Origin of the sequence: Chitinophaga sp. 22620, from assembly GCF_052044405.1 — a bacterium.
Classification (GTDB): Bacteria; Bacteroidota; Bacteroidia; order Chitinophagales; family Chitinophagaceae; genus Chitinophaga.
This window is the reverse complement of record NZ_JBQEMV010000005.1, coordinates 232,854-248,752: the sequence shown is the minus strand read 5'-3', so window position 1 is coordinate 248,752 and position 15,899 is coordinate 232,854. Positions and strand designations below refer to the sequence as shown.

At 53.6% G+C, this 15,899-nt stretch carries 11 protein-coding genes; all 11 read right to left on the bottom strand.

The window, feature by feature from the left end; translation table 11 throughout:
- Positions 1–2: 2 nt before the first annotated feature.
- The 11 genes from ACTJIK_RS23655 to ACTJIK_RS23605 all read right to left on the bottom strand — a co-directional run bounded on the left by ACTJIK_RS23655 (position 3) and on the right by ACTJIK_RS23605 (position 15,757).
- The gene (locus ACTJIK_RS23655; protein WP_440650019.1) at positions 3–1,034 is read right to left on the bottom strand and encodes a FecR family protein; all 1,032 of its coding nucleotides are present in this window, start codon (positions 1,032–1,034) and stop codon (positions 3–5) included.
- 120 nt (positions 1,035–1,154) lie between these two features.
- Entirely contained in the window at positions 1,155–1,748 is a 594-nt protein-coding gene (locus ACTJIK_RS23650; RefSeq protein ID WP_440650018.1) for an RNA polymerase sigma factor, read from the bottom strand.
- Between the two features lie 158 nt (positions 1,749–1,906).
- Positions 1,907–2,674, bottom strand: a complete 768-nt coding sequence (locus ACTJIK_RS23645; RefSeq protein ID WP_440650017.1) for a sterol desaturase family protein — start codon at positions 2,672–2,674, stop codon at positions 1,907–1,909.
- A gap of 7 nt (positions 2,675–2,681) precedes the next feature.
- Positions 2,682–4,172 (bottom strand): S41 family peptidase, encoded by a 1,491-nt coding sequence (locus ACTJIK_RS23640; protein ID WP_440650016.1) that lies wholly within the window; start codon positions 4,170–4,172, stop codon positions 2,682–2,684.
- A gap of 7 nt (positions 4,173–4,179) precedes the next feature.
- Complete coding sequence (locus ACTJIK_RS23635; RefSeq protein WP_440650015.1) at positions 4,180–5,523, bottom strand: MutS-related protein; 1,344 nt, start codon at positions 5,521–5,523, stop codon at positions 4,180–4,182.
- 4 nt (positions 5,524–5,527) lie between these two features.
- Positions 5,528–6,817, bottom strand: a complete 1,290-nt coding sequence (locus tag ACTJIK_RS23630) for a MutS-related protein (protein ID WP_440650014.1) — start codon at positions 6,815–6,817, stop codon at positions 5,528–5,530.
- Between the two features lie 12 nt (positions 6,818–6,829).
- Positions 6,830–9,151: an ABC transporter permease subunit gene (locus ACTJIK_RS23625; protein WP_440650013.1), complete on the bottom strand. Its 2,322-nt coding sequence runs from the start codon at positions 9,149–9,151 to the stop codon at positions 6,830–6,832.
- A gap of 2 nt (positions 9,152–9,153) precedes the next feature.
- Complete coding sequence (locus tag ACTJIK_RS23620; RefSeq protein ID WP_440650012.1) at positions 9,154–10,089, bottom strand: ABC transporter ATP-binding protein; 936 nt, start codon at positions 10,087–10,089, stop codon at positions 9,154–9,156.
- Positions 10,090–10,100: 11 nt separating this feature from the next.
- Positions 10,101–10,841, bottom strand: coding sequence for a hypothetical protein (locus ACTJIK_RS23615; RefSeq protein ID WP_440650011.1), 741 nt, complete (start codon positions 10,839–10,841; stop codon positions 10,101–10,103).
- A 31-nt stretch (positions 10,842–10,872) separates the two neighbouring features.
- The gene (locus ACTJIK_RS23610) at positions 10,873–12,345 is read right to left on the bottom strand and encodes a RagB/SusD family nutrient uptake outer membrane protein (protein WP_440650010.1); all 1,473 of its coding nucleotides are present in this window, start codon (positions 12,343–12,345) and stop codon (positions 10,873–10,875) included.
- A 10-nt stretch (positions 12,346–12,355) separates the two neighbouring features.
- Positions 12,356–15,757, bottom strand: a complete 3,402-nt coding sequence (locus ACTJIK_RS23605) for a SusC/RagA family TonB-linked outer membrane protein (protein WP_440650009.1) — start codon at positions 15,755–15,757, stop codon at positions 12,356–12,358.
- Between the last annotated feature and the right edge of the window lie 142 nt (positions 15,758–15,899).

The window sequence follows — 15,899 nt, the reverse complement described above, 5'->3', positions numbered from 1 at the left end:
GTCTAATTTTGGCTGATAGTTAAATGTTTGTTTTCCTGGTCGATCTTCAGATCGAATACTTTTTTCAACACGAATAAAATGTCTTCGGCATTCTGTGCCGGAATAGTGCCCGTCAATCGTTTTTCCGCCAGTTCCGGCGCCTGCAGGGTGATGCTGTATCCATAGGTATCCTGCAGCACGTTGAGGATTTCGCGGAGCGAATAGCCGTCCAGGTCCAGTTCGTCATGCGTCCACGACTTGCTGGCGGCCGGTTTCCGTTCCATTTCCCGCAGGCGGAGCTGTGTGCTGTCCCACACGAAAGCCTCACCCGGTTTGATGATCTTTACAAATGCGCCCGTGCCCGTTCTCACGATCCGCAGGCTGCCTTCCAGCAGCGATATTTCTGTATGCCGGCGGCGGTTTTTAATATTGAACCGGGTGCCGAGTACGGTAAGTTCGAGCCCTCCTACATGCACATGAAAGGAATCCGATTGCTGCAGCCGGTTGCGGACGGCTACATGTTTTACTTCGAAATAGGCTTCCCCGGTCAGCCATATTTCCCTCGGTTTATCGGTCAGCCACGTCCGGTCGTAATGTATGCTGGAGTTGGCGTTCAGCGTAACAACGGATTCATCCGGCAGCACGATCTGCTCACGCTTGCCAAAGTCTGTGGCATAGGTCTTTTTCCCCTGCGCGGTAAATTCGCGGATGGCGATCATCAATAGCAGGCTGGCCGCCACAGCGCCCGCCCACCGGGCGGCAATTCGCAACGGCCGGTAGTACTGCTTCCGGCGCCCGTGCGCGGCGATATTGGCTTCGATCACGGCCCATACATCCGATGCCGGTACTTTCGGCCGGTAAGGCGCCTGCTTATTCAGCGCCCATATCCACAGCCGCGCTTCTTCCATTGCTTCCGCCTGCTGCGGATGCTGCCGGGCTACAGCCTGCCAGTAGGCGGAAGACGCATCGTCTCCCGACAGTACATGCCTGACAAACAGATCATCTGTAAAGAAATCTGTTGTAGTAAATTTGCTGTAGTCCCTGTGCTGATCCATGGTTTATATTATCACACGATGTTTTGCTTTTTTATCCCCTTCCGGGAACAAAAAGTCAACAATTTTATTTTCAGGCCGGATTATTGAATATTATCTAATAACGACCCTTCCCACAAGCTTTTAATAGATATTTTTCAAGGACAGTAAGGAGTAGAGGATAAACAGGTCTTTCCGGCTCAGGTGCTGCCTGAGCGTATCGATGGCCTTGTATAATAGTTTGTAAGTGCTGGACGGAGACAGCTGCATGATGACAGCGATCTCCTCATATTCCAATTCCGCATAATATCGCAGGTGGATGATCTCCCTTTGCCGCGGCGTCATTTTCTCCAGCGCGCGGGCAAGGTTGGAACGTATGGCTTCCAGGCGTTCCCGACTGATGATGGTTTCGTCGTAACCGAACTCCGTAGCGGAATGGGTCATTTCCACCAGGGGCGAGAATTCATATTTCTGATGCTGCACTTCCAGCATGCGAAGCAGCACCCGACGGAACGATTTATAGAGATAGTTCCTGACAGATCCGGTTTCCCGGATGTTTTCCCGGTTCTTCCAGAGCTTGGTAAACAGCTCCTGAAGCGCGTCCTGGATGAGGTGATCGTCTGCGGAAAATTTGTGGCCGTAATTAAATAGAGGAGTGTAGTATTGTTCAAAGAGCATTTTGAAGGAGGATTCGTCCCCGAACCGGAAGGTATCCCATATGAGTTGCTCATCCTTCATGTATGCAGTAAGTGTTGCTGGTTTAGATGCGAAAGTGGCGAAAATGTGGGAGATTTTCAAAACCCGGGGGAAGAAGGAGGATAGGCCATCTGATCGCAGGGCCCAAAAATCAAAAGGATTGCCCAATACAGGCAATCCCTTTTTTATGGTTGGCGGGGCTATTTTCCGAATCTCCGCTCCTGCACCCGGTCGTATTCCTTTACATAATCCGGGTGCTCGGTTTTCATGAGCCGGTCCCACCACCGGAAGTACAGCCCGTAATTCCCTTTGAACCTCCGGTGGTGCAGGTTATGATGGCAGGAAGTATTGATGATCCCGAACCAGACCGAATGCCGGAACCACCGGGGCATGATCTCGTACCCCAGGTGGCCGTAAACATTGATCAGGAAAGAAACCAGCGTAAAAGCCAGGATCGTGCCGGGGTGGAGCGGCAGCACCAGTGCCAGCACAATGATGACGGCCCCTTCCAGCAGGGCTTCCACCGCATGGAAGGAATAGGAGGCCCAGGGCGAGGGATTCACGCTACGGTGGTGCACCAGGTGCACATACCGGAAGATGCGTTCATGATGTATCAGCCTGTGCATCCAGTAAAAATAGGTGTCGTGAATAACCAGCGATAATCCCAGGCTGACAGGTATCCACCACAACGGGTACGCACGCACATCATCGTATATCAGCGTATAACTCCGCAATGGCCCCGAGATCACAACGTACGCTGTAACCGCCAGCATAAGCGTGGACACCAGCGAATGCCGGATCTCCTGCCATATGCCGGCAGCGGCAACAGCCCTCGCCTGGATCCTGGAGCTGGTCATCCTTGCCGACAACCATTTATAAACGATCAGGAAGGCGGCGCCTGCAATAACAAAATACCGGCAAACAGCGAGGAGAAATATAGACGCGATTTCGACAACTGCCTGTTTCATACCGCCGTTATTTTGCGTCTCCTTTTTTGATCACTTCCAGCGCATAGCTCAGCTCCGGGTCCTGGCCCTCACGCGCGAACGAAATGAACTGCGGCAGCGGCACTTCCTTATCCGGTATCACGCCCCTCCCGCTGTCTGTTGTCGCATTAAAGAAATATAGCTCAGACATGGGAACCGTCAATACCGACTTCGTTTTGGGCAGCATGTACTTCAGGAACCACGCCGCCGTGGTGGCCTGCTCCCCGCTGCCCGTCTCTTTCCCGATGATCGTGCCGCGTTTGTTCTTCTGCACCAGCGAGGCGAAATAGGTAGCCGCGGACACAGTGCCGCCACCGGTAAGCACGTACACATCGCCGCTAAAGGCGTTTTTGTCCGGAGGAAAATTCTCCAGCTGCCCTTCTTTTAAACGGGCATTGCCGACATAAAATCCCGTAGCGCTGTCTTTATCAAAACGCTGGTAAAGAAAATTGACGGTGTTGTTGATGTCGTTCTCCGACAGCTTCCTGCCGTAGTCATCAATGGCGTATTCGGAATAGGCGATCTGTGTGGTCTTGGTCCGGTAGTTGTATTCGTTGCGGAACGGTTTGGCAGACAGGAATGAATACAACAAGGCGGATATAGCCGGGTTGCCGCCGCCGTTGTTACGGATATCTATGATCACATGCTTATAGCGGCGCTTGTTCACTTCCTTGAAGAATTCACTGAATTCCTTGTAGGCGTAAGGCTCCTGCAGGTTGAACGAATTCACGGTAAGGATGCCGGTTCCGCTGGCATTATCATAATCCCTGTAGATGAAATAGCTCCGCTGAAGCAGGTTGCAGGGCAGTACGGCCTGGGATTTGGACTGAAACGCCTTTTGCGGCGTGGCGTACGGAAGCGTTATATTGCGTATGCTGTTGTTGCCGGGTAAACGATAGGCTACATCGAAGGTTTTGCGTGTTGCGTTCAGCATGCTGAAGCGCAGGGGGAAGTCCGCATACACCCTGTCGATACCCGTCTGGATGTTGCCGTCGCTGTAAACGGAGCTGGCAATTGCATCGAGCATTTCGTTCACCGGCATCTGGTTGATGCTGACGATCTCCGCCCCGAACGGTATCGTTTCTCCCTTGATATTCACCAGCATCTTCCCCCGCTCCACGATCACCGGGAAAGGCAGGAAATTGATCCTGCTGTACAGCTCACGGCCATTGTCATCTGAATAAGCGATGCTCGTATGCACGTCGCGGACCAGCTGTATGGGTGAATAGCGGCTGCATCCCGCCACATCGGCGGCTCCCGACATAAGTTTCAGGAGCGAGTCCACCTTCCGGGTGTAGGTGGCGGAATCGATAAATTTATAAGGATGCGGATGCTGCGCTTTCAGGATGTCCATGGCGAGCCTGAAGTCCGCAACCAGGTCTTCTTTGGTAAAGCCGGTAAAAGCATGGTCCTGCGCCGCCGCCGTAAGTCCTGATGATAGCAGGATGGCAGCGATGCCAGTCTTGAGTCTGAGTTTCATTTTAATTTTATTTGATGTGGGTGTTTTCCTGGCGGCGGGACCTGATCAGCTCCAGTATTCCTTCGTTCCGGATGATCATCATACCCTGCCGGTCTTCAGTAATTCCTTTTTCCAGTTTGTAAGTGTATTTCGGCATCATGCCCTCCATCACGGTCGGCATGTAAGTGAACTGGATATTGCTGTATCCTTTCAGGGCCTCCCCTACTTCGATGATGTGGGTGGATACAATGAACAGGCAGTTGCGGTATTCGGCAAAAGCCTCTGTCACGGCCAGTGTACCGTCATAAGCGTCTTTTACGTTGGTGCCTTTAAAAAGCTCGTCGAACATGAGCAGCAGGTGCCTGCCTGTAGCGGTAGCATCAGCGGCATCTTTCACGCGCACCACTTCCGCATAAAAATGACTGTAACCCAGGCTGATATTATCTGCTACGTTGATGCTGGAAAAGATGCCTTCCCTCACGGAGAACGTCATTTCTGCCGCCGCCACGGGGAAGCCGATATGCGCGAGGTACATGCCGATGCCGATGGACTTCATCCAGGTGCTTTTCCCCGCCATATTCGCCCCGGTCAGGAATACCACATTGCTGCCGGCTTCCAGGCGCAGATCGTTGCCCACTGCTGCCTCCAGGCAGGGATGCCGGAGGTCTTTCGCATCCAGCATATTGGCCACCGCAGGCAGCGCGCGGGCAAAAGTGAATCCCCGCAGGTTGGCCACCTCGGCCACGGCCATGTTCACATCGCATTCCGAAATGAAACGCAGCATCTCCTGCAGCTCAGGGTTCAGACGGTTGCGCACGAGATGGTCGAAGCGCGCGGTTTCCCGGATGGACATGGCGTGGTAAATATCCACTTCCAGCAGCTCCCGCAATTGCGGATGCGCCAGTATCCTTGTTATTTCCAGCGCCCTTTCGCGGAAAGGCCCGGCAGATGCAGACAGCGTTTCCGCGAAAGCGTAGCATCGTTTCATGGTCATGATCGTGGCCTGCAATCCCTGTATCAGCAGCTTGAAACGGTCGTCGTGCGTGAGTACGGAAAGCAGCTTCCGCGTGAGCACGGCGCCGAGGGTGGCAAGCATGCCCTGCTGGTTCCCCGCATCGATATATTCGCGCATGATAGACACCTGTTGCGTATCGAAAGGAAAATCCAGCCTGGCCTCCCGGAAAAACCGGAATACGGCCGTGCGTTCGTTGATCGCACCGGGCTCAATCAGCGGCTTTTTGAACAGGACGTCCAGCAGCTGCTCCCCTCCCCGCGTTCTCACACGGTTGAACAGCTGGTATACAGAGCCCTGGCGGAATTTACCCGTCAGGTTCAGCTCGTCCAGCGATTGTTTGTCTATAATAAAATCCATATCTCTAATCCTTTTTGCCGTTTTTCAGTGTCTCCAGGATGCCTTCGTTCCGGATGATGATCATACCGTGCCGGTCGTCTGTAATGCCCTCTTCCAGCTTGTAGGTATACTCGGGCACATTGCCGTTCATGCGGGTGGGCAGGTAGCAGAACCCGATATTGGGTTTCTGCCTGAGGGCATCGCCGGCTTCCACGATGTGGGAAGAAATGATGAACATGCTGTCCCGGTTATCGGCGAAGGCATGGGTGATCGCCACCGTTCCTTCGTGCGCGTCCTTCACGTTGGTGCCGCGGAATAGCTCGTCGAACAGTACGAACAGGGCTTTCCCGTCGTTCAGTGTGGTGGCGATCTTTTTAACGCGCAATACTTCCGCATAGAAATGGCTGGCGCCGATACCCAGGTTGTCCGGCAGGTTGATGGTGGTGTAAATACCGTCCAGTACCGGGAACTCCATATAGGAAGCCGCCACCGGGAATCCCATGTGCGCGATATACACCGCTGTGCTGAAAGAACGCAGGAACGTGCTTTTCCCGGCCATATTGGCACCGGTCAGGAACAGCACATTCTTATCCCGGTCCATGGTCAGGCTGTTGGGAACGGGCTGCTTCAGCTCGGGGTGGTACACGCCTTCAATCCTAAGCCTGCCGGATTCGCGGGGAAGCGCAACAGGGAATACAAACTGCCGCTTCGTGGCCACATGCGCCACCGATATGAACACGTCTACCTGGTAAATGAACTGTAAAACCGCCAGCACCTTGTCTTTTTCCCGTGCGCGGATGAGCACGTCGTAAGCGGTCACCGCCGCGAAAGACAGCTTGTTCCTGGGCTGGTCCTGGAACACGGGCGCAAGCGCCGGATGCCGCAGCAGGTCGGTAATTTTCTTCCGCTCCTTTTCCAGCTGGGGTATGCGGGGCAGCCCCTCGCCCGTTACAAAGTCCCTGACCTTATGCAACAGCTCGATAACGGCGGAAACGCCGCCGGCGATTTCCTTTTCGCCCGGTGCATGCTTGTGCCCGTCCGCTTCCTCTTCGCCGTGCAGCAGGTATTTTTCCACCATGTCCAGCACAGCCCCTTCAAACGGGAACCTTGCGTTCATGGCGGTAAATGCGGCGATGATGCCCGCCCTTTCGGCGATAGCCTCCTGGTCGCACAGGGGATGGTGGAACATTTCCTGCATCAGCGCTTCACCTCCGCGCGTATACGTGTGGTTATAAATATCCATGATGCCCGGTTGGTCGCGTTTGGGGAACAACCGGAGATCGTCTATTGTCTGTTCATCCGTCTGCAAAAACATCTCTACGAATTTTTATTTACGCTTCCTTCTTGTAAGAATAATAGTGCCTGCCAGCAGGATCAGGCCCGGCAGTATGTAAACGTAGCTGAGCCATAATACTTTTGCCTGGCGTTTGCCGATGCGCAGGAATGTGTCTTTGGGCTTGGGTGTGTTATGATAAACGGGATATTCGTTATCAAGCAGCCAGCTGTACCCGCCGCTGCCAAAGCTGCCTCCTTCCTGGCGCAGCGTGGTCATAAAGTCCCCGTCGCCGGTAACGATGATGCGCTGCTCGCGGTTGTTGATCTTGCGGACAAGCCTGACCGCGGTCACATATTCATTCTTTTTCACGTCGCCTTCCACTTTTGAGAATATGGGCGCTGCGGAATCCGCCACGAACACGCCGTTCTCCATCCAGGTTTTACGATTGCCCTTGAACTTGAAGACCGGCTCGATCCTGAACCCGTTCGTTTCCCTGTAGCTCAGGTTAGCCGCCCCTACATGGCTTACGATCCCCGGCGCTTTCTGGTACACCTGGTAATCGAACATATAAGGCTCGGCCGCCATGTAGTGGGTGTTATGCAGCATGGTGCCTGCCAGGTAATGCGGTTGATCGTGCAGGTTATCGGTAACGATGATCCCATTATCCGCCTTAACACCTATCGCCTGCAGGATGGGATTCAACATCTGCTGCTTGCCTGCTTCTGCATAAAGGATCGCATCTTTTCCGCTTTCGAGGTAAGCCACGATCTTCCGTTGTTCAACGGTATCGAGGGCGGACCTGGGATCGGCCACCACCAATATATCCGTGCTGTCAGGAATGTCCGAACGCAAAAGAGAAACGGTGTCTGCATCCACTCCTTTATTGACCAGGGCGCCGCGGTTGCTGATGTTCCGGGTATGTGAACCATAATCCCGTTCGCCGAATTTATAGGGGCTCCTTTCGTAGTGGCCGGTGGTGAACAGCATGGCGGGAACGGTGTCCCTGGCCAGCCGCCTGATAGAGCCGGAGATATGGTTCTGGTCGGGCCATACCCTGTCGTCCTGGTAGGTACGCAGGAAAGTGCGTTTCCCTTTGTATTCCAGCAACATCACCAGGCCGTATTCTTCTTTGCTCAGGTCGATCTCCTTGCGGATCTCTTCGGGCCGTTTGAATATCGACAGGCGCGCATCGAGTATCTCGGCCACCTTTTCGGCTACCTCGTGAATATCCTTTGCGTTGAGGCCTTTGATCGCGGAGCTGTCTCCATCTTTGAAATCATAATAGTATTCGTACTGTAGATCGATATTGGGATAGAACCTCCTTATCGATTCCCAGAAATGCCAGACATACTGGTTGCGCATATTGGGGAAGCCGGACCTTGAATTCTTGCCCAGCAGGTTCGTGTACAGGGTCACCTTCAGCGGTGAGCCGTCTAATTCCTTTATCACGGCCTGCGTGGCGGGATGCAGGGTATTCATCTGGCGTGCGGTCACGTCCAGGTAACCTACATAACCGGGCCTTGAGGTAAAATATCCGATCGCGAGCACCAGCATAAAAACGCCGGTGTAACGCAGGAACGATACGCGCCAGGGCCGGGACTCCTGCGTGCTTTTCAGCTTGATGCAGGCGAAGCTGAGGAACATCGCAATGATCAGCACGAAGTACGCCAGGTCGCGGGTGGTGATCATACCGCTCAGCATTTGCTCCGTCCGGTTCGCAATAGACAGGAACCAGGTAAGGTCGCGGAAAAAGTCATAGTCCTGCCACAACCACTGCACGGCTTTCAGCGCGAAGAATACCGCGAAGGTCAATACGCCGGCCAGTATCTGGTAACTGGTGAGGCTGGACAAAAAGAGGCCGATGGCGGCATAGGTATTGGACAGCAGGAAGATGGCCAGCAAAGCCGACAGGAACACTTTGTAATCAGCATTAACAATGCTGAACCATCCCGTTACCAGCAGCAGTGCAAGGCTGATAAGCAATACCATATTGAATCCCATGAGTCCCAGGTATTTCCCGAGCACAATCTCCCGCGTGCGGAGCGGCGATGAATATAACATCTTGATGGACCCGGACTGTATCTCCCTGTTGATAACGCCCATCGTGAGCAACGGCAGGAACAGGTACAGGTTTTCCACCACCTTGTTATACGTGCCGCCAAACATGTTGAAAGACAAGCCGGAAATGTCGTCGAAACCTAGCCACTTCGGATCACTTTGCTGCATCACGTCCTGGATGCGGGAAAATATGACGATGGGGTTTACAAACTGGATGCCGCACACTACGAAGAACACTACGGTCAGAAACCAGGCGATCGGTGAATAGAAAAGGCTGCGGAGCTCCGCTTTCGCAATTTTTAATATAATTCCCATAATTAATTGGCTCGTTTGGATTGAATAGACAATTGTTTGAACACATCATCAAGCAGCGATTTTTCCAGCTGGATCTCCTGCAGGCGCCAGTTCTGCTGCATACTGGCGGCAATAAGGCGCTCGGTGATCTCTGTGTTCCCTGTGAAATAGATCCGGCATTGGCGGTCGGAGAGGTATTGTACGCGGTTAACGTCCTGTATTTTCAGCAGCTCGGCTTCAGGCGGCATATTTTCCATTCTTGCCAGCAGTGACTGCGGCTTCAGGTAGTTATTAAAGGCTTCCATGGTATCGGAAAAAACGATCCTTCCACCTTCGATCATAATTACCTCCCGGCAAAGGAGGTTGATCTCGGAGAGCACGTGTGAAGACAGCAGCACGGTATGCTCCGTGGCAATGTCTTTGATCAGCTTGCGGGCCTCGATGATCTGGTTGGGGTCCAGGCCGTTGGTAGGCTCATCCATGATCACGATCTCCGGGTTATGGATGATCGCCTGGGCAATGCCCACACGCTGCCTGTAGCCGCCGGAGAGGTTACGGATCAGCCGGGAGCTGAAATGCGCGATGTTGCATTTGTCCATTGTTGCGTCAACGGCCGATTTCACCTTCATTTTGTCAACAAAGCGCAGCTCCGCCGCGTAGCTCAGGAATTCGCGCACGGTGAAGTCCGGGTACAAAGGCGGTGTTTGCGGAAGGAAGCCCAGCTGCCTTTTCGCTCCCAGGCGGTCGGTATTTTTATTGATCCCGTTGACGTATACTTCTCCTTCCGTCTGGCTCAGCACGCCGCAGATGATATTCATCGTGGTCGATTTACCTGCGCCGTTAGACCCCAGCAGGCCTACAATGCCGTGCCTGCTGATCTCGAAGTTGATATCCCGGATAGCCCAGGAGCTGGTGTACCTGTGCGACAGGTTTTCTACTTTCAGAATTGTTTTTGTCATATTTATCCGTTCTATCTGTTATCCACTTTTGAAATACTCAGTTCATTCACTCCCGTGCCGCCTGGTTTCCCTACCAGTACCAGCATCCACGACATGTTCAGGTAAATGTTCGGCCCCAGTGAATAATCATTCACAGAAGGTGCCAGGAAAGTGCCCAGCAGCGCGCCGGTAGCAGCATCGCGGAACTCGAATTCGTACTGGCTGACCGATTTGTCCGCCTTCAGCGCGGTAAAGGCGGATACTTCTTTGAACGGCAGGCTGCCCAGCAGGGAGCCGGGAGGATTTCCTTTCAGGTTGACGCTTACCGGCTGGCCGTTGCTCATATTGGCAAAACGCACATTGGTTACGCTGTCGTCCGTTCTGAAAGGGGGATACTTGTTTTCTACCAAAAGGTGGCCTGGCTTTGCCTGTTCCCCGAAAAGAAAAAGGGAATACAGCTTGCCGCTTTCCAGCTGAAGCTCGCGGCTCCAGGCGGGCCTGTTCTCCGGCAGGGTGTCCTTACCGCCGTAAAAGGCCAGCGGCTGGATGTTCCCTGGAAGGGTCATCCTGGCGGACCGTTTGTTGGTGATGAGCAACGCATTTGAATAAGGTATTGGATGTATACCGCTCAGGTTTGCATACAGCTCAACGCCGTCTTCCAGCGCATTAAAAACCTGCAGCACGGCGGGATTGCCTTCGGGCTCCTTTTGTTTTTTGCAGGAAAGCGAGGCTGCTGCGAGAAATACGAGCGCAGCAAAATATTTACGCATCATGTTCATATTTTTTTAAGCCGGCAGGCCAGGTTTACTGATTATTATATTGCGGGTTTTGAACGAGGTTGTTGTTATTCCTGATCTCTTCTTCCGGGATGGGATACAGCAGCTGGTAATCTCCTCTCCATGGCTGCTTGTGAGGCATGGCGGATAATACGGATGAGGCCTTGCCCGTTCTTTTAAGGTCCAGCCAGCGGTGCCCCCATTCGGCGAACAGCTCCAGCTGCCTTTCTTTGGCCACGGCGTCCGTCACCTGCTGCGCGGTAAGCGTTTCGGGGAGCTCGCCGGCGCCGGCCCTTCTCCTGACCTCATTCAGGTCTTTTATGGCATTTGCAGTATTGGCGCCTGACAGGCGTACGCTTGCTTCCGCGCGCACGAGGTACATTTCCGCCAGCCGCATCACAGTATAATATTCCGTCTGCTCACCCATGTATACGGCATTGTAATTGCCTGTTTTGTATTTGCAGGGATAAAAAATGCCCGCCATGTGGGCGATCCAGGAGGTTTTGCGTTTATCCGTTTCTTCGAACATATCCAGCAGGGCACTGTTGATGTGGAATCTCGGCGGAATACCGGTTTGCCAGGGATTAAATGACATTCCTTCCGGCGTGGCATTTTTTAATCCTTCGTTGGTATGGGTCTGTTTGAACTGGAGAATGGCTTCCCGGCTGTTCTTCAGGAACACGTTCGCCACATCTCCCTCGAGCCCGAACAAGCCGGTTTCGCTGATCACAGCCGTGGCGCTGGCTGCCGCCTGCTGAAAGTCGCCGGTGTAAAGGCTTACACGCGCCAGCAACGCTTCCGCGAACCATTTATTAACACGCACCCGCTCTCCCTTTCCCACGGCGAAATCGGCGGACAGCAACGTTTTTGCAAGCCTGAGATCGGCAGCGATCTGTTCGTATATCCTGCCGGCGGGAGCGCGGGAAAGCCCCGCTGTCTGGTTGAAATCCACTGTCAGCACCAGCGGCAGGTCGCCAAAGAAATTGACGAGATAGAAATAGGCAAATGCCCTGAGCGCCAGCGCTTCGCCCGTCAGTTGTTTCCGGACGCTGTCCGTCAGCTGGTGAGAATCCGATCCTTCAATTCCCTCAATTACCCCGTTGGCATCAAAAATGGTTTTGTACGCGGTAGTCCAGAGCTGGATGGTGATGCCGCTGGTCTTTACCGTCAGGCTGTTGGAAGACAGGCGCAGGTAGTCGCCGGAAAGCAGTGTGGGGCTTGGCGCAAATTCATCTGCAGATACGCCGCCCAGTATGGTGGGGAGGCCTGAACCGAAATTACTTTCCGCGGCGTTGGAAATGCTTACGGTCTCCATCCCGTTGATAAGCTTGCTGTATACAGCGGCCATTGCCCATTCGGCTTCCTTGTTGGAGGAGAACATTTCCCCGGTGGTGATCGTGTCTATGGGCGGATCTATCTCGATCCATTTTTTACACCCAGCCAGCAGCAGCGCCGGAAATGCGGTGTATATAAAAAGGCGGATGATTTTTTCAGCAGTCATAAAACCGGTTTTAAAAATTAAACGACAGGTTGGTGGTAATGATCCGCGGGATCGGCGTAGCCAGGTTGTGGTTCCGGACCTCGGGGTCGATACCTTTGAAGGAAGTGATCGTAAACAGGTTTTGCGTTTGCACGGAAAGGCGGCAGTTCTGCATCCTGATCTTCTGCAATATCCTGCCGGGAAGGTCATAGGAAAGTGTAAGCGTGCTCAGCTTCACGTAAGAAGCGTCTGTAATGCCGCCGTCGGACTCAGCCATATGTCCCCGTGTCAAGTTGCCATTCACCGAATACCTGGGATAACGCGCGTTATCGCCCGGGTTTTTCCAGTGATCCTGCGCCACCTCTGCCGGGAGCAGGCCATTGTTCATCCTCCCCAGTTCCAGCGTAATGAACGGATCTTCCCCCATCTGCCTTTTGTATATGAAGTTGGCCGATAACCAGAGGCCCTTATAACTTACATCTGTGCTGAAACCGCCCGTATACCGCGGGTTAAGGTCCACCTCGATGTAGCGGTCGTCCCAGGCATTACGGGGAACGCCGGTATTATCCATGTGAAGCTTGCCGTCCTTATTATGGTCTTCAAAAGTGTAGTCGCCGGTAAGCGGGTCTACACCGGTATAATGCAGCAGATATTTTGTCTGGAGGGATTTGCCGATGATATAGTTATATGCGTACGGGGAATATTCAAGTCCCGGGTAACCTGCGAGCACGTTCCTGTTCATGGAGATATTGAAGGTTGTTCTTACCATCCAGTCTTTTGTTTGCAGCACTGTTGCCATTAAAGATGCTTCCAGGCCGGAGTTCTGGATCACGGCACCCCAGTTGGCGGTAACGCTGGTAAAACCGGTGTATGCGGGTGTGGGAACGGATGTCAGCTGGTTGCCGCTCCGTTCGCGGTAGTAACCTGCTTCCAGGTTTACCTTATTGCCAAAGAGCTCAAGCTGCAGTCCGGCGTCGAATTTTTTTGTGGCTTCCCACTGGAACTGCTGGTTCAGCGGGCGTACGATATGAAATGCCGGTATGCCGTTATATTCGGAGAGTTTGTCGAAGGTACTTCCAAGGGTATATGCGCTGGACCAGCGGGAGAGATATTCATAATCGCCAATGCCGTCCCTGCCGGTGATGCCATAACTGGTCTTGAACTTTACAAAGCTGATCCAGGCGGGCAGGTTCTTCCTGATCCATTTTTCTTCGGATGCGATCCAAGCCAGGCCTACGGATCCAAAATTACCGAACTGCTTACCCGGCCCGAACCGGGATGATCCGTCGCGCCGTGCGTTCAGGTTCAGCACATACTTATTATCCCAGCGGTAATTGAGGATACCGAAAAGGGCCGCATACCTGTACTCGCCCATCGCGTCGATATTCGTAACGAAGCCGGCGTTGTTGACGCTCCTGATAAGGTTGTCGTTCGGAAAACCCTGGGCCACCGCTGTGTTTCCTTTCGTGAGCACTTCCTGTATATTCCCGCCCACCTGCACGGTCAGATCACCTTTCCAGATGTGGGTGTTGTATTCCAGCCTGGGCTCAGCGGTCCAGGTGCTCCTGGAGGAATTCCCGAAAATAGCGGAGGCCATTGCAAAGTAAGCAGCGTCGTAGGAGGCGGCGGGTGAGTAGTTCGCATTATCATTCTGGCCGTAATTATATCCCCCGGTAGCATTAAGGGTCAATCCCCGGAGCAGCTCATAACGGATGCTGAGGCTGTTGGTCAGCGCATGCGTTTTGCTTTCGCTGGGTCTTTTAAGGCCGGAGAAAGGGAATAGGCTGCTAAACTGTCCGCGCCAGGGCGCAAAGTTGAATTCGCCGGGCTCCGCATAGATAGCAGGGGCATTCGGCGGAATACCGGTGATGTTCTGAATGGAATATGCTTCCACATCTGTGGCTGAAAGGCGGCTCACCACCGTCACATTCAATTTCTGGTTGAGGCTCGTATGACTCAGGCTTACAAAAAACGAGCTGCGTTTGGTTTTCCCGTCGTTGTTCTGCAGCTCCGTCTGCGAATGATGACTGACGCCAATGGTATAGGCCGTTTGCACAAGACCGCCTGACAACCTTGCGTCTATGGTAAGCTGGTTACCTGTGCCGATCAGCTCACGCTGCCAGTCGGTATAACGTGTGGAGTCCCACAACATCAGGTCCTGCGCGTTATAGACAGTCGGTTCCACGCGGTCGTTCCGGAAAGCTTCGCGGCGCATGGCAAGATATTCCGGCGTTTTCATCAGCGGCAGGTACCGCGGCACAGAGGTGGTACCCCGGCTGATGGAAACGGAGAACCGGGTGGGGCCGGGCTTATTCTTTTTGGTGGTGATGAGGATAACACCGTTCGCGGCCCTGGACCCATAAATGGCGGTTGCGTCGGCATCCTTCAGAACATCTATGCTTTCAATATCGCGGGGGTTCAGGTACAGTAAGGGGTTTTCGCCGGGCGTGTTGGTATAGCCGCTTTGCACAAAACCGACAGACACTTCTCTTTTGGTGATGGGGTTTACTTCAAGTATGTTCAGCGGCACGCCGTCGATAACATACAGCGGGTCGGAGAGCGCCAGCGGGTTGAGGGAACGCCTGCCCCTGATCTCCACTCTCATGGGAGCGGCGGAATTGCCCGTGAGGGCTGTAAGGTTCAGGCCGGGCACTCTCCCTTCCAGCGCCTGCAGCACAGTGGTCACCGGTTGCCTTTCGATGTCCTTTGCTTTTATGCCCGCAATGCTGCCGGTGGCAAACCGCCGGGATGTTACGCCGTAGGGCACGATCTGCACTTCGTCCAGCATAGACGTAGCGCGGCCCAGGCGGATGATCGGGCCCGATACATGCGATACCAGTAACATGCTCTGCGCTTCCTGTTTGCCCTTACCGCCTGCTTTGGCCGCAGGCAGCACATGGAAATCGTTACCCAACAGTTTCACGGTGACCGTTTCATAACCGATAGCCGTTACCTGCAGCTCATCTCCTTCATTAAGGCTTAGTGAGAACATGCCGCCCATTCCCGCGGTCACACCTTTATTACCGCCCTTCACACGGATGGTCACTCCCGGGAGCGGCTGGTTATCCTGGTCTACGATCCGCCCGTTAACAGGCGTCCCTTCAGTGATTTCTGCGGGCGGGGCGGCCTGGGCGGATGACTTTTTTCTGGAAAGGATAATGGTTTTATCCTGGATAATATATTCAACAGGCTGTTCGCTGAACACGATATCCAGCAATTGCTGCAATGGCATGTTCTGCGCCGCCAGCGTGACTGTTTTGGTTCCCGCGAGCATATTGCGGTTATAGAACACTACATACCCCGTCTGTTGCTTGATGGCGGCAAACACCTGGGTAAGGGAAAGGTCTTTGCCCGAGATGGTCACAGACTGTGCCGAACCCGAGGCATGTACCTGTAAAAAGAAAATAGTGAGGAGCAGCGCGGTTAGTTTCATCGCCAACATGATTTTCTTTCCAATGGCGCGATGGTATCTCTCTTCGTTCGATCTCATCGCAAGAACAATTTTTCTCAGAATTAGCAAGATCTTGGTGATAGGGCGCCATGGTTCCGGCGAGTAGCCCGTTGCTACCGGAAAA

Excerpts from the sequence above, each read along its gene's own strand:
- ACTJIK_RS23630 (WP_440650014.1), bottom strand. The coding sequence starts at position 6,817 with ATGTTTTTGCAGACGGATGAACAGACAATAGACGATCTCCGGTTGTTC.
- ACTJIK_RS23610 (WP_440650010.1), bottom strand. The coding sequence starts at position 12,345 with ATGACTGCTGAAAAAATCATCCGCCTTTTTATATACACCGCATTTCCG.
- ACTJIK_RS23655 (WP_440650019.1), bottom strand. The coding sequence starts at position 1,034 with ATGGATCAGCACAGGGACTACAGCAAATTTACTACAACAGATTTCTTT.
- ACTJIK_RS23635 (WP_440650015.1), bottom strand. The coding sequence starts at position 5,523 with ATGGATTTTATTATAGACAAACAATCGCTGGACGAGCTGAACCTGACG.
- ACTJIK_RS23615 (WP_440650011.1), bottom strand. The coding sequence starts at position 10,841 with ATGATGCGTAAATATTTTGCTGCGCTCGTATTTCTCGCAGCAGCCTCG.
- ACTJIK_RS23620 (WP_440650012.1), bottom strand. The coding sequence starts at position 10,089 with ATGACAAAAACAATTCTGAAAGTAGAAAACCTGTCGCACAGGTACACC.
- ACTJIK_RS23605 (WP_440650009.1), bottom strand. The coding sequence starts at position 15,757 with ATGAAACTAACCGCGCTGCTCCTCACTATTTTCTTTTTACAGGTACAT.
- ACTJIK_RS23650 (WP_440650018.1), bottom strand. The coding sequence starts at position 1,748 with ATGAAGGATGAGCAACTCATATGGGATACCTTCCGGTTCGGGGACGAA.
- ACTJIK_RS23640 (WP_440650016.1), bottom strand. The coding sequence starts at position 4,172 with ATGAAACTCAGACTCAAGACTGGCATCGCTGCCATCCTGCTATCATCA.
- ACTJIK_RS23625 (WP_440650013.1), bottom strand. The coding sequence starts at position 9,151 with ATGGGAATTATATTAAAAATTGCGAAAGCGGAGCTCCGCAGCCTTTTC.
- ACTJIK_RS23645 (WP_440650017.1), bottom strand. The coding sequence starts at position 2,674 with ATGAAACAGGCAGTTGTCGAAATCGCGTCTATATTTCTCCTCGCTGTT.